The sequence below is a fragment of the Candidatus Margulisiibacteriota bacterium genome (assembly GCA_041650635.1).
GTDB lineage: Bacteria > Margulisbacteria > WOR-1 > JAKLHX01 > JBAZKV01 > JBAZKV01.
Window position 1 is genome coordinate 18,047 of record JBAZKV010000007.1, and the last position, 18,752, is coordinate 36,798.

15 protein-coding genes and 2 tRNA genes are annotated in these 18,752 nt (G+C 49.0%); 10 read left to right on the plus strand and 7 right to left on the minus strand.

Features of this window, described 5'->3' with window-relative positions:
* Complete coding sequence (locus tag WC490_03010) at positions 1 to 1,392, plus strand: glutamate synthase subunit beta (GenBank protein MFA5097581.1); 1,392 nt, start codon at positions 1 to 3, stop codon at positions 1,390 to 1,392.
* Positions 1,393 to 1,501: 109 nt separating this feature from the next.
* The gene (locus WC490_03015; GenBank protein ID MFA5097582.1) at positions 1,502 to 4,102 is read left to right on the plus strand and encodes a PEP/pyruvate-binding domain-containing protein; all 2,601 of its coding nucleotides are present in this window, start codon (positions 1,502 to 1,504) and stop codon (positions 4,100 to 4,102) included.
* An 82-nt stretch (positions 4,103 to 4,184) separates the two neighbouring features.
* On the opposite strand, the gene WC490_03020 is transcribed toward WC490_03015, so the two are convergent.
* Positions 4,185 to 4,259 (minus strand) — tRNA-Ile (locus tag WC490_03020).
* 77 nt (positions 4,260 to 4,336) lie between these two features.
* Between WC490_03020 and WC490_03025 the strand changes: the two genes are divergently transcribed.
* Genes WC490_03025 through WC490_03045 form a run of 5 tightly spaced genes read left to right on the plus strand, consistent with a single transcriptional unit; the run spans position 4,337 to position 9,776 of the window.
* Positions 4,337 to 4,837: a nitroreductase family protein gene (locus WC490_03025; protein ID MFA5097583.1), complete on the plus strand. Its 501-nt coding sequence runs from the start codon at positions 4,337 to 4,339 to the stop codon at positions 4,835 to 4,837.
* Between the two features lie 21 nt (positions 4,838 to 4,858).
* Positions 4,859 to 7,105 carry a trehalose-6-phosphate synthase gene (locus WC490_03030; protein ID MFA5097584.1) on the plus strand — a complete coding sequence of 749 codons (2,247 nt, stop codon included), beginning with the start codon at positions 4,859 to 4,861 and terminating at the stop codon, positions 7,103 to 7,105.
* The gene (gene otsB, locus WC490_03035) at positions 7,102 to 7,881 is read left to right on the plus strand and encodes a trehalose-phosphatase (protein MFA5097585.1); all 780 of its coding nucleotides are present in this window, start codon (positions 7,102 to 7,104) and stop codon (positions 7,879 to 7,881) included. Before WC490_03030 ends, otsB begins: the two co-directional genes overlap by 4 nt.
* Positions 7,882 to 7,891: 10 nt before the next feature.
* Positions 7,892 to 8,563: a DUF5752 family protein gene (locus WC490_03040; GenBank protein ID MFA5097586.1), complete on the plus strand. Its 672-nt coding sequence runs from the start codon at positions 7,892 to 7,894 to the stop codon at positions 8,561 to 8,563.
* A gap of 1 nt (position 8,564) precedes the next feature.
* Complete coding sequence (locus WC490_03045) at positions 8,565 to 9,776, plus strand: glycosyltransferase (GenBank protein MFA5097587.1); 1,212 nt, start codon at positions 8,565 to 8,567, stop codon at positions 9,774 to 9,776.
* Positions 9,777 to 9,779: 3 nt separating this feature from the next.
* Here the strand turns inward: WC490_03045 and WC490_03050 are convergent, their stop codons facing one another.
* Together WC490_03050 and WC490_03055 are read right to left on the minus strand one after the other, a co-directional pair.
* Positions 9,780 to 10,856: a choloylglycine hydrolase family protein gene (locus WC490_03050; protein MFA5097588.1), complete on the minus strand. Its 1,077-nt coding sequence runs from the start codon at positions 10,854 to 10,856 to the stop codon at positions 9,780 to 9,782.
* Between the two features lie 125 nt (positions 10,857 to 10,981).
* Complete coding sequence (locus WC490_03055; protein MFA5097589.1) at positions 10,982 to 12,727, minus strand: DUF262 domain-containing HNH endonuclease family protein; 1,746 nt, start codon at positions 12,725 to 12,727, stop codon at positions 10,982 to 10,984.
* A 266-nt stretch (positions 12,728 to 12,993) separates the two neighbouring features.
* On the opposite strand from WC490_03055, the gene WC490_03060 reads away from it, so the two are divergent.
* Complete coding sequence (locus WC490_03060; GenBank protein ID MFA5097590.1) at positions 12,994 to 13,623, plus strand: hypothetical protein; 630 nt, start codon at positions 12,994 to 12,996, stop codon at positions 13,621 to 13,623.
* A gap of 168 nt (positions 13,624 to 13,791) precedes the next feature.
* Here WC490_03060 and WC490_03065 read toward each other — a convergent pair.
* Both WC490_03065 and WC490_03070 read right to left on the minus strand, forming a co-directional pair.
* A tRNA-Glu gene (locus WC490_03065) sits at positions 13,792 to 13,863 on the minus strand.
* A gap of 113 nt (positions 13,864 to 13,976) precedes the next feature.
* Positions 13,977 to 14,237, minus strand: a complete 261-nt coding sequence (locus WC490_03070) for a GIY-YIG nuclease family protein (GenBank protein MFA5097591.1) — start codon at positions 14,235 to 14,237, stop codon at positions 13,977 to 13,979.
* Between the two features lie 414 nt (positions 14,238 to 14,651).
* On the opposite strand from WC490_03070, the gene WC490_03075 reads away from it, so the two are divergent.
* Together WC490_03075 and WC490_03080 are read left to right on the plus strand one after the other, a co-directional pair.
* Entirely contained in the window at positions 14,652 to 14,954 is a 303-nt protein-coding gene (locus WC490_03075) for a methylated-DNA--[protein]-cysteine S-methyltransferase (protein ID MFA5097592.1), read from the plus strand.
* Positions 14,951 to 16,543, plus strand: a complete 1,593-nt coding sequence (locus WC490_03080; GenBank protein ID MFA5097593.1) for an MBL fold metallo-hydrolase — start codon at positions 14,951 to 14,953, stop codon at positions 16,541 to 16,543. The genes WC490_03075 and WC490_03080 overlap by 4 nt, the downstream gene beginning before the upstream one ends.
* Here the strand turns inward: WC490_03080 and WC490_03085 are convergent.
* Together WC490_03085 and rpoD are read right to left on the minus strand one after the other, a co-directional pair.
* The gene (locus tag WC490_03085; GenBank protein MFA5097594.1) at positions 16,540 to 17,643 is read right to left on the minus strand and encodes a hypothetical protein; all 1,104 of its coding nucleotides are present in this window, start codon (positions 17,641 to 17,643) and stop codon (positions 16,540 to 16,542) included. The genes WC490_03080 and WC490_03085 overlap by 4 nt on opposite strands.
* A gap of 44 nt (positions 17,644 to 17,687) precedes the next feature.
* Positions 17,688 to 18,734: an RNA polymerase sigma factor RpoD gene (gene rpoD, locus WC490_03090; GenBank protein ID MFA5097595.1), complete on the minus strand. Its 1,047-nt coding sequence runs from the start codon at positions 18,732 to 18,734 to the stop codon at positions 17,688 to 17,690.
* Positions 18,735 to 18,752 lie beyond the last annotated feature (18 nt).

The following is an 18,752-nucleotide window of genomic DNA, read 5'->3' on the forward strand; positions in this document are numbered from 1 at the left end:
ATGGGACATCCAAGAGGTTTTTTAACTTTTAAGAGAAGCATCACAGGCTGCAGGGACCCCAAACAAAGGGTGGGGGATTTTTGCGAACTGGCCGATCCAAGGAGCGAGCAGACGGCCATTGAGCAGTCTTCCCGCTGCATGGACTGCGGCACGCCGTTTTGCCACTGGGGCTGTCCCCTGGGAAATCTGATACCCGACTGGAACGATGCCCTCTTCAATAAAAGGTACTCCAAAGCCGCTTCCTCTCTTCTTTTGACCAACTGCCTGCCAGAGGTGACCGGGCGCATCTGTCCGGCGCTTTGCGAATACTCGTGCGTCCTGGGCATAAACGACGAACCGGTCACGATAAAAGAGAATGAACTGACGATCATAGAAAAGGCTTATGAGAAGGGGCTTATCAAGCCGGAGCCGCCAAAGCTAAGGACAGGCAAAAAAGTAGCGGTTGTAGGCTCGGGTCCCGCGGGAATTTCTGCCGCTTACCATCTCAACAGGAGGGGGCACACCGCGGTGGTTTTTGAAAAGGATGACAAAATAGGCGGCATTATGAGGTACGGCATACCGGATTTTAAGCTTGAAAAAAAAGTGTTGGACAGAAGGATATCTCTCATGAGGCAGGAGGGCGTGGAATTTGTTCTTAACACTATGATAGGTAAAGACATTTCTGCCGGGCAGCTGCTTAAGGAATATGATGCCGTCTGCCTTGCCGGCGGCTCGCGCCACCCCAGGGACCTCAAGGCAGAAGGAAGGGACCTTAAGGGCATCCATTTTGCGATGGAATATCTTGTCCAGTCCAACAAAAGAGTGGCGGGGCAGACCATCCCGGAAGATACATTGATAGATGCAAAGGGCAAAAGAGTGGTGGTGATAGGGGGAGGGGATACAGGCTCAGATTGTGTAGGTGTTGCCAACAGACAGGGAGCCCTCAGCGTTAAACAGATAGAGATAATGGAAAAGCCTTCAACCTGCAGACCGAGCCATCAGCCGTGGCCTATGTACCCGAATATATTCAGGTCCTCCACCAGCCACGAAGAGGGCTGCCAGAGGCACTGGCAGGTTTCTACAGAAAAGTTCATCGGCGACAACGGAAGGGTCTGCAAGCTCATCTCAAAAAAAGAGGGCGCGGCATTTGAAATAGAGGCGGACCTTGTGCTTTTGGCACTTGGATTTTTGCATCCCGAGCAGAAAGGGCCCGCTGCGCAACTGGGCCTTGAACTTGACGCGCGCAAGAACATAAAGACCGACAGCGACTACATGACCTCTAAAAGGGGAGTTTTTTGTGCTGGAGATATGAGAAGAGGTCAATCCCTTATTGTGTGGGCGCTATCCGAAGGAGCTCAGGCGGCGATTTCTATTGACAGCTATCTGAGGGGATCGCAAGCGACCCGACCTTAAAAGGCCCGCCTGCCAAGCCTTCCCGGCTCGGCGGGATGGCGGGCAGGTCGGCTCCATTGGAAGGCAAAACCGGAGCCGAACCTTCAGGTTCGGGATAAAAAGGAGACCTATGTCTCTGCAAAAAGGCAGCACGGGAATAAAAGGGCTTGATGATATCCTTCACGAACTTATACTGGGAGATAATGTAGTCTGGCAGGTGGACAGCATCGATGATTACAGGGAATTTGCCTCTGCCTTTGCAAAGCAAGCCCTCCTGGAAAAGAAGCGGTTAGTCTATATAAGATTTGCTTCCCACCCCGCCCTGTTCTCAAAGGACAGCGGAGTAAAGACCTACGAGCTCGATGCCTCCGAGGGGTTTGAGCCGTTCTCGACCAGGATACACAACATAGCAAAAGAGGAAGGCGAAGGAGTGTACTATGTTTTTGACAGCCTTTCTGACCTGCTTTCTTCCTGGGCCACCGACCTGATGGTGGGTAATTTTTTCAAGGTCACCTGCCCTTACCTTTACGAACTAAAGACAATAGCCTATTTTGCCCTGCTGCGCAACAGCCATTCGTTCAAGACCGTGGCAAGGATAAGAGAGACCACCCAGCTGCTTCTTGACCTGTTCAAGATAAAGAACAGGTTCTATGTCCATCCGCTAAAAGTGTTCAACAGGTATTCTCCGACGATGTTCTTGCCGCATGTTTTTGTGCAGGACCGCTACATCCCTGTCACCGGCAGCGCGGATGCGGCAAAAGTGCTTTCTTACATCTATAAAAAAGGGGCGGAGAGCGAAAGCAGAAAACTGGACCACTGGGACAGGCTCTTTATCGAAGGCAGACAGCAGCTTGAGAGCGGCTCATCGGCAGAACTTGTAAGCACTGTCGAAAAAATGTGCGGCGTCATGATAGGCCGCGAAGAAAAGATGCTGGGTCTTGCAAAAAAGTATTTTTCGGCGGAGGACCTTCTTGCCATAAAGGACAGGATGATAGGCTCGGGCTATATCGGAGGCAAAGCGGTTGGAATGCTGCTGTCCAGAAAGATACTCCAGAAGGACCCATCCTGCGATTGGGCTGATATTCTTGAAGAGCACGATTCTTTTTATGTGGGCTCGGATGTTTTTTATACCTATATAGTCCAGAACGGCTGGTGGCGCCTGCTTATGGAGCAGAAGACCAGGGAAAAGTATCTGGAGGCGGCGCCCGAACTGGGGGAAAAGCTCCTGGGCGGGGAGTTCCCCATAGAGATAAAGGAGCAGTTCCAGCGGATAATAGAATACTTTGGACAGGCGCCGATAATCGTGCGCTCCTCCAGTCTTCTTGAGGACAGCTTTGGCAATGTCTTTGCCGGAAAATATGAAAGCATTTTTTGCGCCAACCAGGGTACTCCGGAGCAGAGGTACAAGGCCTTTGAATCGGCGGTCAAAAGGGTGTTTGCCAGCACGATGAATCGGGATGCCCTGTTCTACCGACTTCAAAAAGGCCTTTCGCAGAAGGAAGAACAAATGGCGCTGCTGGTGCAGAGGGTTTCCGGAAAGGCCAGAAAGCAGTATTTTTTCCCCGATGTTGCCGGTGTAGGCATCTCTTATAACACTTTTGTGTGGAAGGACGGCATGGACCCCAAAGCGGGGATGATAAGGATAGTTGCCGGTCTTGGGACCAGGGCGGTGAACCGGGTGGAGGACGACCATCCAAGGATAGCAGCGCTGGATGAGCCGCTGCTAAAGCCCACCGCCGGGCTGGAGGATGACAGGAGATGGAGCCAGAGAAAACTGGATGTCATTAATACGGAAAGCAATTCTCTTGAGACGGTCTATCTGTCCGATCTTCTAAAAGAAGGGGTTGAGATGAAAATGGAACTGCTGGGGCAGCAGGACCCTCTGGCCCTTGAGCAGGTAAAAAAACTAGGCCAGGATTATATGCCCTATGTCCTTACCTTTGAGCCCCTGTTCTCCGGCACAAAATTCTCTCAAATAATGCAGAGCCTTATGAAGCGCCTCGAAAAAGAATACGGCCACCCCGTGGACATCGAATTTGCTGCCAACTTTGGAGGGCAGGAAATACCGCAGATAAACCTGCTTCAGTGCAGGCCGCTCCAGACCAAGGGTGAAAAGTCAAAGATAGCGATCCCCGAAAAGCTCGACAGATCAAAACTGATCTTTTCTTCCCGAGGCAGTTTTATGGGCGGAAATACCTCAAAGACCATAAAAAGGATAGTTTATGTTGACGCTGTGGCCTACAGCAGGCTTGATCAGAGCGCCAAATATGACATCGCCAGGCTTATAGGAAAGCTTAACCAGCTTATCGAAGGCAGGGAAATAGCTCCCACGATACTGATAGGCCCGGGCAGGTGGGGCACCTCGACCCCGTCAATGGGGATCCCTGTCGGGTTTTCGGAGATAAACATGGCTTCCGCCCTGGTAGAGGTCTCTTTTAGGACAGCCAACCTTGTGCCGGAGGTCTCTTTCGGCACGCACTTTTTTCAGGACCTGGTGGAGACCGATATCTTTTATATCGCCCTGTTCACCGAACGGGAGGAAGTATTTTTGAACGAAGAACTGCTGAATTCCATGAAGAACAATTTGCCGGGCCTGCTTCCGGAATACGCAAAATACGCAACTGTAGTAAAAGTCTGCAACTTTCCCGCAGGAGACCTTACCCTGATGTCCGACATACTTACGCAGAGAGTGGTTTGTTTTAGGGGTGAGAACTCAGAGCTTAGAACTTAGAACACCGAACACAGGCTCTATACTATTAACTATTCACTTAACTATGTTCTGTGGTCTATGCTCAAAGTTCTGAGTTCTATTTTGGTGGGCCCTGTAGGATTTGAACCTACAACCTGTCGATTATGAGTCGATTGCTCCACCCTTGAGCTAAGGGCCCGAATGCGTGTGTGTTTTTAGTATAGCATGTGAAAATCGGTTTGAACAAGGCATGGGAGTGTGGAATAATGGTCTTGTATGGACCTGTTTGAAGCCATAAAAAAGCGCAGGAGCATAAGACAGTACCTGGACAAGCCCGTGCCTAAGGAGGCATTGGAAAAACTTATAGATGCCGCCCGTTTTGCCCCAACCGCAAGGCATGTAGAGCCCTGGACATTTGTTGTGATAACGGAACCGGATACCATTAAGGCCGTGGGGCAGGCCACCGACACAGGAAAGTTCATTTCCTGCTCAGGCGCCTGTATCGCGGTCTTTTGTGAAGACACAAAATACTATCTTGAGGACGGCTGCGGCGCCATACAAAACATCCTGCTTGCCGCCACCTCTCTTGGGATCGGCTCCTGCTGGGTAGCAGGGGACAAAAAGCCTTATTGTCAGACCATAGCAAAACTATTGGGTGCTCCTTCTTCCTATAAGCTGGTCGGGCTTATCTCTCTGGGCTATCCTTTGTCAAAAGACGCGTTTTTTGAGGACAAAAGAAAAGGCCTTAAGGACCTGATATGCTGGAACAGGTTCTGATCAAAGGGCGGGAGGGCTGAAATGAAAAGGTTCATTCTTCTTATTGCGCCGGTCTTGATCGCGGTCACCCTCATAATTATGGTGCTTGGGGCTGTTCTTGTAAGGTATGAAGAAGACCGCCTTATGGACGACCTCAAGCGCAAGGCGGTGTCCGTGGCCGACGGCATGGAGCTTTCTGCCAGGTATGTCCTTCTTAACAAAGATGCTGCCGGGGCCGAGCGGCTGGTAAAAAAATTCCAGAAAAAGGAAAGGGTGCAGGGCGGGGCCGTCTATGATGCCGAAGGAAAATTGATCGCCATCACCGAAAGGCTCAAAGGCTGGAAGGAAGAAGGAAAATCCCAGTATCAGGGGGTCATCTCAAAAAAAGCTCCGTCAGAGCGGCTTTCAAAGTTCAATAAGTACTATGTCTACAGCTATGTTGCTCCGGTCCTTGACGACAAGGACAATGTGATAGGGCTGGTCGAGATCATCTACGACACCTCCTATGTGTTCATGCGCACAGTAGACTTCTGGAAGACGATAATGATAAGCCTGGGCATTCTTTTGGCGGTGCTGCTGGGGCTGATCTTTTTTATCGAAAGAAGGTTCTTTTCTTCTCCCATAGGCCGGCTGACAAAATGGTTCAAGCACTATCAAAAGGGCGAAACGGAGGAGATGGAAAAGATCGAGGGCGAGGGCGGCCTGGGAGAACTGGCCTCCGAAGTCCAGCAGGTGGCCCTGGGGCTTAAGATAGCAAAAAAGGCCATTACCGAAGATGCAAGGCAGCGCCTAAAAGAGGAAGACCTGTGGACGGAAGCCAAGTTGAGGGACCTGATAAGGTCTAAACTCGGTGACAGTTCTTTTATAGTAGTTTCCAATAGAGAGCCATTTATGCATGTCACCGACAAAAATACCGGTAAGGTATCCCTGGTAAAGCCGGCCAGCGGAGTGGTGACGGCAATAGACCCGATACTTAAATCTTGCGGCGGGGTTTGGGTGGCAACAGGCAGCGGGGATGCCGACAAAAACTTTGTAAATGCCAAGGACAAGCTCGGCGTTCCCGAAAAGGACAGCAGATATATTCTCAAGAGGATATGGCTTTCCAAAGAAGAGGAGCAGGGCTTTTACCTTGGTTTTTCCAACGAGGGGCTTTGGCCCCTGTGCCACATCACGCACACCAGGCCGATCTTTAGGGAAAGCGACTGGCTGCTCTATAAGCAGGTCAACCAAAAGTTTGCCGACAGCATAATTGAGGAACTGCCGGCAAAGAACCCGTTCGTCTTTATCCAGGACTACCACTTTACTCTGCTGGGCAGGATGATAAAAGAAAAGAGGCCGGACGCGATCATAGCGCTTTTCTGGCACATCCCCTGGCCCAATCCGGAGGTCTTTTCCATCTGCCCGTACCAGCAGGAGATACTGGACGGCATGCTTGGCTGCGACCTGATCGGCTTTCATGTGCAGTACCATTGCAACAACTTTTTGGACACGGCCAACAGGCTGCTTGAGTGCCGGGCCGACATGGAAAAATTCAGCATTGTGCGGCTGGGCAAAGAGACCATAGTCAGGCCTTTTCCGATAAGCATAGATGACAGCTATTTTAAGGACCCGGGGCCTTTGGTGCGCCAGAGGGCGGAAGAGATAAAAAAAGAACTCGGCCTTTCGGACAAAATAGTTGCGATGGGCGTGGACAGGATAGATTATACCAAGGGCATAGCAGAGAGGATATTGGCCGTTGACAGGTTCCTGGAAAAATATCCGCAGTACATCAAGAAGTTCGTCTTTATACAGCTGGCCGCTCCAAGCAGGACCGATATCAAGCGCTACCACGACCTGGTGGACGAGATAGAAGAATTGGTAAAGAGAAAGAACGACAAATACAGGCAGGACGGCTGGGAGCCCATAATATACCTGAAAAGGTATTTTACTTCCGAAGAGATCAAACCCTATTTCAAGCTTTCCGATATGTGCCTGGTCAGCTCCCTTCATGACGGGATGAACCTGGTGGCAAAAGAATATGTTGCCTCAAAAGATGACCTTAGGGGGGCTTTGATACTGAGCAAGTTCACCGGCGCCTCCAGGGAGCTTTCCGGAGCCGTCCTGATTAATCCGTACTCCATAGAGGAATTTGCGGATGCAATAAAGACGGCTGCTGAAATGAGCCCGGAAGAAAAGAAAAAGAGGATGGAGGGCATGCGCCTTTCTATAATGGAGAACAATGTTTACAAGTGGGCGGCCGGCATTATAAACGAGCTGACCGCGCTCAAAAAGGATGTTCTAAGCAAATGAACAGGGCAGAAGAACTGGCAAAATTGCTGCCAAAGGGCACGGCGCTTTTGGCCCTTGCCGATTTTGACGGGACGCTGGCCCCGATAGCGCCGACCCCGGACCTGGCAGCTATTTCTGCCAGGGCAAAAAAAGCTCTGATAAAACTGGCCGGGTCAAAGAACATCTTTACCGGCGTGCTCAGCGGAAGGGCCCTGCACGACATAAAAAAAGCTGTCGGCGTAAAAGGCCTTATCTACGGCGGCAATCACGGGCTAGAGATAGAGGGCAGAGGACTAAAAAGGACAGCACCTTTGTCTGATGCCGTCTTAAAGGCCCTGGCAAAAGTAAGAAAGGACCTGAAAGGCTCCCTGTCCCGGTACAAAGGGGCGATAGTTGAGGACAAAGTGTTTTCCGTAAGCGTGCACTACAGGCTGGTGGGCAAAAATGACCTGCCGTATGTGATGAAAGAGATCAAGCGTTCGGCGGAGCCTTTTCTTAAAAGAGGGCTGATAAGGCTGGCAAAGGGAAAAAAGATAGTTGAGATAAGGCCGAGGCTCAAATGGGACAAGGGCAGCGCTCTAAAGTGGATACAAAAAGAGCTCAGTGCAAAAAGCGGCCGCAGCCTTTATACCGTTTATATGGGAGATGATGCAACGGACGAAGACGCTTTTAAGGCGCTGGGCAAAAAGGGGCTTTCGATAAAGGTCGGCGCAGAAGGCAAAACCGCGGCCCTAAAGCGCCTTGATAATACAGAGCAGGCCGGAAGGTTTTTGGAGCTCATTTTAGAAAGCAGATAGAGGAGGGGCCATGGGGGAGCCGGTTTTGGCAAAGGAGCCTTTCAGGTTTTTTACAAGGCTTCATCTTACGGAGCTGACGGGGCTAAAGGCCTCTAACATAAAAGAGCTGCTTTATCATCTGGAAAGAGTGCCGGGCTCCTGTATTTACCACCACACGCACAGGTTTTTACAGCAGCACCAGTACCTTTCGCCGGAGCCGCCCAACGATTTTGCCTACTGGGTGCTGGAGGCCATTAACGAGAGCGACCTTTCGGAGAGGCTTGCCAGCATAGATACGGTACAATATCCCACAATAAGGAAGCTTAGGGAAAGAATAATCGAGGTCATCTCCTCCTGGGCCGCATCAAATCCGGGTTCCAGGCGCAAAAAGGCTTCCCCAGGCGATGAGTTCCATTTTATGAAGACAAAAAGCTTTATAGTTCCGACAAAGTATGAAGTGTCCGACCTTAACAGCTTTGCCGAGGTCCTGGAAAAAGTGACCATAGATTCCATCTATTTCCATATCTTTGAATCAAGGCTGCGGCTCGAAAAAGGCAGCAATGATTTTTCTAACTGGTTCGAGGCGTCTCTCGGGGATGGCGTCCTTGCCAAAAAAGTGTCCAGACTGGACCCGTACACCTGTACACTCGAGGACCTGCGCTGCACGCTTATAAGGATGGTAAAGAACAGGATAGGGGGCTGAAGTGGCAAAACTAAATGATTATGTGGAGATAGTGGGGCAGTCGGTAATAGATGACCTGCGGCTTTTGGCCGAAAGGCTAAAGGGCAAAGTGGTGCAAAACATCAATTCCACCTCGGTCGGCGGCGGAGTGGCCGAGATACTTAACAGGATGATCCCTCTTATGAGGGAGATCGGCCTGGATGCCAAGTGGGACCTTATCAAGGGGGGAGAGCAGTTCTTTGCGGTCACCAAAAAATTCCACAACGCTCTTCACGGCAAGGAAGAAGATATCACCCAGCGGGACTTTGATGTTTTTCTTGAGACAGGGAAAAAGAACCTTGAGGAGATGGACCTTTACGGAGACATTATCTTTGTCCACGATCCCCAGCCCATTTTTTTGATAACCAAAAAAAAGAGAAAGAAATGGGCCTGGAGATGCCACATAGATGTGTCGCATCCGGACCGCAAGGTCTGGCATTTTCTCAAAAAATTCATCAATAAATACGATGCCGCCGTGTTTTCTTCGCCTCTCTTTTCGCAGAAACTTCCTGTCAGCCAGTTCCTTATTTCTCCCTCGATAGATCCCTTAAGCGACAAGAACAGGGAATTGCCACAGGAAACCATTGACGCTGTACTAAAGAAGTATTCCATCCCAAAAGATAAGCCGATAGTGACCCAGATATCGAGGTTTGACCGGCTCAAGGACCCCATCGGCGTGATAGAGGCCTATAAACTGGTAAAAAAATATATTGACTGCAGGCTTATTCTGGCGGGCGGAGGGGCAACGGACGATCCCGAGGGGCAGCTTGTTCTTGACGAGGTAAAAGAGCGGGCCGCAGGCGATGAGGACATTCACATCCTGCTGCTTCCGCAGGATGACATAGAGATAAACGCCCTGCAGAGGGCATCGGATGTGATAGTGCAAAAATCCCTTAAAGAAGGGTTTGGCCTTACAGTATCTGAGGCGCTGTGGAAGGCAAAGCCGGTCGTGGCCTCCAGCGTTGGCGGGATCCCGCTTCAGATAAAGCACAAATTTTCGGGCCTGTTGTGCCGGTCGATAGAAGGCGCCGCGTTCGAGATAAAACAGCTGCTAAATTCGCCCGGCTATGCAAAAAAACTGGGGCAGAACGGCCGCGAGCATGTAAAGAACAACTTCCTCATCACGCGGCACATGAAAGAGTATATGCTATTGTTCCTCTCGCTTTACAGCGGCGAGGATGTCGTCTACCTTTGACCTCTACTTGAACTGCTTTGATACATCCTGCGCGGAAAAGACGGTGCTGTCCATAGGTATTGACCTTACAGGGGCGCCTTTTTCCAGTTTAAAGCCGCTCAGGCTTGCCTTTTTCCATGCGGTGTTTTCGTAGGTCTTATAATAAATGGTCTTGTTGGTCAGGTCCTTCATCACTACCCACTGGGCATAGCCGTACAAGGTGATAAAAGGTTTTGGGTTTTCCTTGATGACCCCTCTTGGTATATCCACGGCATTTAACAGATGCTCTGCCGCAACAACGGCTTCCTTTGCGTTTTTGGGTGTAAGGGCCGCGTCCTTGCACAGGACCATCCTCACAAAGCGTGAAGGCGGCGTCCAGTCCCCCGGGAGTCCCAGCATGCCGCTTCCCACTCCGGTTGGCTGGACCTTTGCACCGCTGATCGTCCTTGGTTTTTTGTCGGAGGGCCCAAGGTTAATATAGTTGCTCAGGTTCTGCAGTTGCCAGGGAAAGCTGGGCCTGTTGGTAAGAACGCCGACGGGATTGTCGTAAATGTTCATTTTCCCGTCTATGAATTCCACAACAAGGCTTTTTCCTGAAGCATCATGCAGGGAAAGGTGCAGCCCCATGCCTTTGATATCTTTTACCTCAGAATCGCAGACGGTTATTCCCGGAAGGGCCGCCCTTACTTCGTCAACGGATGCAAAATTGCCGAGTATCCAGGTAATGAACTTGTCCAGGGGAACGAACTTTCCGGCCTTTGGCTGCTGGTACACTGCGCCCGTGAACATGAGGCCTCCGGCAGAGAGGCCTTTTTCGTTCAATCCCTCCACAAAGCAGTCCTTTAGCTTAAAGGCATTTACGCCAAAGAACGCGTACTTGGACGACCAGGCTGCTCCGGCAGTGCCTTTGGCATCGACTACCCTGTGCTCTATCCCGCGCGGCACCGCTACGAGCTCGGACTTTAGGTCCACCGGGAACTCCATCGAGCGCCCGTTTATCACCGTGCCGTCCTTTGCCTTGATAGCAAAGTCGGTGCAGGCAAAAGAGGCCTGGTACAGCAGGCATAAAACCGTGAACAAACGGACAAGTGTTTTCATCATTTCCTTGTTTTTTCCTTTCGGGGAATTTTATCTTGCGGCCAATTAGAGAGTATAGCAGAACGAAGGGAAGGGGGCAATACCGAGAAATGGTTATTAGCTTGGGGGACAATCAGCAAAAACGAGTTTTAGAATTTCCAAATAGAATCATATGCCTTTTTGCTCAAAACACGGGCTCGATTCAAAATCTGTTTTTCCCCCCATTCATTTGCAGAGTTTTCATTCCTCTTTACAAAATCAACAACAAAATTTTTATTTGCGATTTCCTCAGTGTGCTGCTTTAAATATTCAATCTTCTCTTTTGGCATCATATTGCCGAGTCTAGAGTTGGTCTTAAAGCCAAGGCACAATAGATTTCCGATATTATTGCATACATCAGCTGGCAATGGATTGCTCTCCGGATTTTGAGGATAAAAATGTTCAATGTTATGGTTTTTCCTTGTTATTTTCTTGTTGGGATTATAGAGTGCGATCCTATCGGGAGGCTCAACTTTGTAATTGATTATCCTGTCAAAAATATACATTATTAGGGCAATAGTATCTTGAGCATAAGATATTTCTGAAAATCTAGAGACAAACTCATCTTCTTTTGCCACTTTTCTTTTTAGCAATGCAATTAGTTCATTTGCGGTTTCAATAAAGTCACTTGTATTCCAAAACTTAACACAATAATCGGCATATGTCTTTTCAACTTCGTTGCCAACTCGATCACAGATAGCATTGTTGATAAAATGGTACTTCTCAAGCACATCCAAAAAAACAATTAGCTTCTTTGTTTTTGTCTCAGTTTCTCCGTTTGATTTTGAAGACATTATTGCGGAATAAACTAAAGGGTAGATTTGCGACACCTTAAACAGTCTTAGTCCCTCCAGAGAATGATATATTTTCTGATATCTGTCTTCTTTTGTTGAGATGCTTTCATAGCCTAGGCTTTCAAAATATGCCTGAAGGCCATCCTTATTTGCATTCCTGATTTCATAAAAATACTTGGAAAACGCATTCAATTCCTCCAGTAGTTTTTCATTGCCAATCTCTTGACTATATCTTCTTATGTTTTTGTAAAGCTGTGATTTTGCAATATACCCCTTTTGTGAGACGTAGAAATATTTAAGCATTCTTAGAACGGTTCCCTCAGAATTCTCGATTATTTGTGGCCAAATATCTTCCACGCCAACAACTCCCGAAGCAAATAGATAGTTCTTTAACAAATCTGAAGCTTCCAGATCCATTCCCCTGGCGTTTGTTCTCTCAAAAATGCTGAAAGCTTCTGCTTCGTCTTGAATATCGATAATTGCAACATAGGATTTATATAATGCCTTCTGTATTTTTACCAGTATCGTTCGATCATATTCTGCGACTTCGCTTGCAAAGAAATCAAATATCGGCTTAATTCTGTTAACTTGCCTCTTTACCGGTTTTATTCCAATCTTTGCTGGGAACCTTCCATCCCAGTCGTGTTTGGACATTTCTTCAAATATATCTTTAATCGACTCCGATGCAATTAATCGGTTGCCTCGAGATTCCGCAGAAGCGTCATCCATAAATGTGATATAGCTTTGTATTTGTCCGGATATCTCTCGTTCGTTTATTTCTTTTGCTCTGTTTCTTAAAGCGATCAATAAGAGCAGTATTGTTGTGAGCCTTTGTTGGCCATCAATAATTTTGATGATATTATGCTTTTCTTCCGATACATCGAATATTAGTGTGCCCAAGAAGAGCTGGTCATCTTCACTATTAGCGTAGCTTTGTATGTCTTCCCAAAATTCAAGTGCTTCTGTCTTGCCCCAAGAGTATTCTCTCTGATACTTTGGCACTATCCATCTAGATGATGATTTTAGCAAATCAACAACTTTTGCTGGTTTTGGGTCTATCATTAATTATGGATAATATCATTTCGACCAACAAAGATCAACCGAGGTATGTTTTTGTGGGCTTATTGTTTATTTGGCTAGAAATCTGCCCGGCTATTTATGACATATGTCATCGGTGAGGAGATAGAAACTAGCCCTAAGGGATGGTTGTCGTAGCTGCTGATCATATCCCTTGTATTGGAAAGAAAGATCATTTTCACCCATCTTTAGCATCACCTTGATTGCACCCCTAAATACGCAATATAATGTCTTAATAGGAAAATGCATATATGAACAGTACAAAGCGTTATTCAAGGATATTTCTCAGAAATAAGGAAAACTTTGCCAAGATAATGAATATTTTTGACATGGCTGATGGATCAGTTGGCATGAGCTTCTACGGATTTGAAAAAGAAATGCTGTTCGGTATTAAAAATAATCATAGGGTAAACATCGAAGCAATTAATGAGGGTGAGCGACCTAAAATATCTTTTCATAAATCGGGCATCATAAAATTAATGTCCAAAATATCAAACAATGAAACAATTGATAGAATAACTTGGAGGGGAACCCCATTTGTTGATATAAGAGAGCCTCGCCAAATGATGGAAATCATTCTTCCGCCAAAGTTGCTTATGGCGGATCATCAACTATATAGAAATGACAGTGATATTATTTTGGATGCCACCGGGTTTCCAGATAAACAATGGAGAATCTCATTGTTTTGCTCCTCAAAGGATTATATGTCTCATATTAGACCCCCGATGGTAAATACATCAGAGTATGAGTATTCCTCTTCTCTGGAAGGGGGTAATTTAGTATGGACATGGGTTCTTAGGGTTAGCACATCCCATGCGGGGAAAATGGATACCCAGGAAATATTGTATTTTGTTGCCGGTGATATTGTTCATCCAAAATAATTATTAGGATTTCTTTATTATTGAGAACCGCCAGCAATTGGTGAGTGTTTCATTGTCCAGCTAATGTGACCTCACCCCAATGGACCATTATGAATAATAAATCCTGGACTCTGGAATGTATTGTCTGAGGGAGATAAGTTAAATGTCGCGGGCGAGGGGATGAGAAAATAGCCCTACGGGGAATCGAACCCCGATCGTCAGCTTGAAAAGCTGATGTCCTAACCGTTAGACGATAGGGCCATACTTCGCTTTGCGAAGAAGCTCAAAACTCTAAACCCAAAATCCAAAACCGGACAAACAAAAGATAACAATACCTGCTTGCCCCGATCGCCCCGACTGGAAGTCGGGGTGTCCTAACCGTTAGACGATAGGGCCATGTTCATGAGCAGTTTTTCCGTATTTTTGTAGTTCTTTATGCGAGCTTCTTCTCTAACTGCCTCGCTTCTTGTATTATAAGTCTTGTAAAAAATTAATTCTAAAGGTTTCCTGCATTTCGTTGACTTAACTGAGCCTCTATTATGTGCCGACAGTCTTTCAACCAAATCGTCCGTCTGACCTACATAGAACCGGCCATCCTTTTTGCTCTCGAGTATATAAACACAATTCTTTTTCATGATCCGATGTCTGCCTCCCGATCGCCCCGACTGGAAGTCGGGGTGTCCTAACCGTTACCTGCCCCGAGCCTGTCGAGGGGGACGATAGGGCCATACTCTCTAATTTTAGCAAATATAGTGTGAACTTGCCAGCATGGCAGAAAGCCTTCTTTCGCGAAATGTTATCCCTAACGGCGCATCTCTAATCAACTCGAAACTGTTTCCGCGAAATAGGACACGCGAATTCCTCTAATATACTCGAACGCAAAGGTCCTGTGCTTTGCACACGACTTCTCTATTCGTGGTAGTTCGCGGTGTTAGAGCGGGCCATTTCGAGGAGAGTTTTAGAGAGCATTCGTGAGGAGTGTTCGTGATAAGGTTCGCGAGACTTATCTCCCCGCCCGCTCTTAATATGCTATCCTTTATATCCTCGTCATGAAACTTTGGGAACAGAAGATACTGGATGCCGTTGCCAAAATACCAAGGGGCAGGGTGTCCACCTACGGATTGGTAGCAAAGGCGTCGGGCGTCAACTGTGCGCGCCTTGTGGGAAGGGCCCTTCATCATAATCCGGACCCGCTGCGCTATCCCTGCCACCGCGTCGTCTTTGCGGACGGAAGCCTTTCTAAAAACTTCGCTTTTGGAGGCAAAACGGGGCAAAAGCGCCGGCTTATTGAAGAAGGCGTCGGCTTTACGGGAAGCAAAGTTGACCTTAAGCAGCACTTGGCTTTTGTTTGAAAGAAATTCATTGCCTGTGCTACCATTACCTCATGAGGCTTGACGCTGACGCGATAGAGACCTGGCAAAACCTTCTCGGCCTTCCTGTTCAGGAGAGGGCCTCCTGGATAAAGGACAATCTTTCCATAATTGTTCGAACGCTTGAGAGGAGCGCTGCTTCCTGGTCTGAGGTAAAAGGGCAGGGGCCCTGGGACCTGATGATCTCCCAGTGCCTGGGAGCCGGCCTCTATAAAGAAGCGGAGCATGTCCTTGATACGGTCATTAAGAAGGTCCGCAGCAAGACTTTGCTTACCGCGCATCTTGATTATTACAGAGGGATAGCCAGGTTCCTTCAGGGAAGGTTCAAAGACGCCTACGAGGATTTTAAGTCCTCCCGCAGGCTGGAGCACCTGCAAAAAGAGTTCAATACCGATTCCCTTAAGGCCATCTCCTACATGGAAGAGACCATCTTCCCGATGATAGAAAAAGTGGAGCGCTCCAAAGAAAAACTGCGCCATGACCTCAACATTGCCCGTTATGTGGACAAGGCGGTGGGGCCCAATGTGCTAAAAACGCTGCACAAGTGGAACTCTTCTTCCCCTCTTTATTCCACGGGGATAAGCCAGGGTGGAGGCTATCTGTTGACGCTAAAGAACAGGCAGGGAGTTGTGCGCTCCATCGCGATCGATCCGGGCTACGGGTTCCTGGAACTGTTCAGGGACTGCGACCTTTCTATAGTGGACCTGGACGCGATAATAGTTACACACGACCACGACGACCACACCGAATCGATAGAGGCCATTCTTTCACTCCTTGCCAAATACAACGACAATGTCCCTCACGACAAGATCAAGGTCCTTGATGTGTTCGGCTCTTCCGGGGTCATGCTAAAGTTCCAGGGCCTCTTTGACGCGGTAAGCCCTCTGGGCTCAAAAGAGATAAACTTCAAGCTGCTTGTGCCAAACACCACAATAGACCACGCGGGCGGCGTCCAGTTAAAGGAAAAATACGGCTGCGTCATTCATGTAAAAGAGGCCTTTCACGAAGAGCTGTGGACGCACGAGGAATCCTCCGTGGGGTTCGTGATAGAGACGAATATAGCCGGCAAAGACCAGCGCCCGGTCAAGATAGGGGTGACGGGAGATACCAGATACGAGAGCGGCCTGGGGGAGCAGTACAAGGGCTGCCAGATACTGCTCATGAACATAGGGTCTTTAGAAAAGGAAGAGGGCAAGCTTTTGAGGCAGCACCTGGGCCTTATCGGGTCCATCAATGTGATAAAGCAGGCCATGCCCGAGGTGGCCGTCATAACCGAGTTCGGGGAGGAGTTCCAGGACAAGAGAGCTACAGTTGCCTCGGTCATCGAAGAATGGGCGGCTCCCTTTAACGGGGCTTACGGCGGCAAAAGAACAAAAGTATTCCCCGCGGATGTAAGGTTCGAGATAAAACTGGAGGACCGCAGCATCAAAGAGACTTCTACGGGCGTCTTTTTGCCGGCGGGGATGGTGGAAGCCGGCGAAAGCTCCTCCGAAACTATTTTGTACCAGCTTAAAGAAAGCAAAAGCCCCGGTCAGATGACCGGGGCCCGCAAAAACCTTTTTCCCTGTTAGAAGCCGATGTGAATATCCGCCAGCATCTGATTGTTGCGGCTATCCTTGTTGTCCGAAACGAACGCTATGTTGACCATGTCCTTTAAAATGCCCGCGCCGTAGGTGAACATGTCGACATTGCTGCCGTTTATCTTGCCCAGCCTTAGGTTGACCAGTCCCATTGCCACAGGATATTCCAATCCGATGTGGGTCACGGAATAGGGAGTGTTGCCTCCGATAGTGTCAAGGTCAACGGCCAGTTTAAGACCGACAATCGGTATCTGTCCCGAGGCCCCCAAGACCAGGGTCGTGGGGATAGAAGTGCCGGCTATCGGCCCGTCCGAGACAGTGGCCATCGGGGTTATCTCGGCTCCTGTAAGCGTGTTAAAAGTCCCGGAAGAGATCTGCTGCGTCCCGTTAAGATTGGCGGCAAAGTCTTTGTATACCAGCGCAACCGAGATGGGGGCGGTAGGTATCAAGTCCAGCGTTCCCTGAAGACCCAGGTCAAAGCCCAGGCCGTTATACTGGGTGATAGTGTTGGTTATGGTGGTGGTGGCTCCCGAAGCGGTTACCGCGGCGCCGGCAAGAGCGTTGTGGATATACTTTACGCTTGCTCCTACGCCCGCTTTGGCCAGATAGGGGATGCCAACTCCGTAGCCAAAGGTGAGTGCCGTATCAGAGTGGCCTAGCCCGGAGATGGTCCCGTTGAGGGTGTTGGCAGCCTTTGACAGATTAAGGCGTCCGGCAGGGATCACAGATAGTCCGAACTTGCCGACCGAAAGGCCTATTATGGCGTGCACATTGCCGTTTATATCAAGAGATTTGGAAAAATTATCGGATAAAAATTTGGCAGGGTTCCCGAGATTTGAGGCCATGCTGACCAGTTGGTCCGAGCCGTCCGAAGCAGTACCTGCTCCTATCTTAAGGTCCGCTCCGCCCGAGCGGTACATTCCGGCGGGATTATAGTAGGCCGAAGCAATGTCGTCCACCAGGGAGGCACCGGCTCCGCCCATGGCGGCATACTTGGCGCTTACTCCGTAAGGCAGTATCCCGCTGGGCAGGGCAAGCGAGCCTGAGGCAAGCAGACCGATCATCGTTAGGCAGGCAAGGAACTTTCTCATGCTGTTCTCCTTTCAGAATGCTGAAAGAATTATAGCACAAGAACCTATTTAAGGTATTCCCTGAGTTTTCTGCTGCGTGTGGGGTGCTTTAATTTGCGCAGGGCCTTGGCCTCTATCTGCCTTATTCTTTCTCTTGTAACCTTGTAGAGCTGTCCCACTTCCTCAAGCGTTCTGGGACGCCCGTCCTCAAGGCCAAAGCGCAGTCTAAGTACTGTCCTTTCTCTTTCTGACAGCGACTGCATCACTTCTTCCAGGTCGTCCCTTAAGAGGCCGTGCAGCACCACCTCGTCGGGATGCGCCACGGTAGAATCCTCGACAAAGTCGCCCAGATGGGAGCTTTCTTCGTCCCCGATGGGGATCTCAAGCGAGAGCGGCAGCTGCGAGACCTTGACGACTTCTCTTACCTTGTCGGCTGACATGCGCGCCTTTTTTGCTATCTCGTTCTCGGTGGGCTTGCGGCCAAGCTTTTGCAGGAGCCCCCTCGAGATCTTTCTAAGGCGGTTTATGGTCTCCACCATATGCACGGGTATCCTTATCGTCCTTGCCTGGTCCGCTATGGACCTGGTTATGGCCTGCCTGATCCACCAGGTGGCATAGGTCGAGAACTTATAGCCCTTTCTGTAATCGAACTTTTCTACGGCCCTGATAAGGCCGAGGTTGCCTTCCTGTATCAGGTCAAGAAAGAGCATTCCCCTGCCGGTGTATTTTTTTGCGATGCTGACAACGAGCCTTAAGTTGGAATTGACCAGCCTGTGTTTGGAGGCCATATCCCCCTTTTTGATCTTTTTGGCAAGGTCTATCTCCTGCGGAAAGGTCAGCAGCGGATACTTGCCTATTTCCCTAAGATACATCTTTACCGTGTCATCAACCCCGGCGCCCTTTATCTCTTCAAGCTTTGCGCCCGAGCCAAAGCTGGCCGCCATCTTTTTAACGGAGCCCAGGCTCTTTAAAAAAGCTTCGCCCTCGTCGTGCGGCTTTTCGGTCTCTCCAAAAGAGGTCAAGAGCTCGTCCGGGTTAAGGTACCCTTTTTTGTCGGCAAGGGTCTTTAACTGCAAAAGCTCCTCCTCCCTCTTTCCGGGAATGTGTTCCAAAGTCTTTCCCCTTTCTGC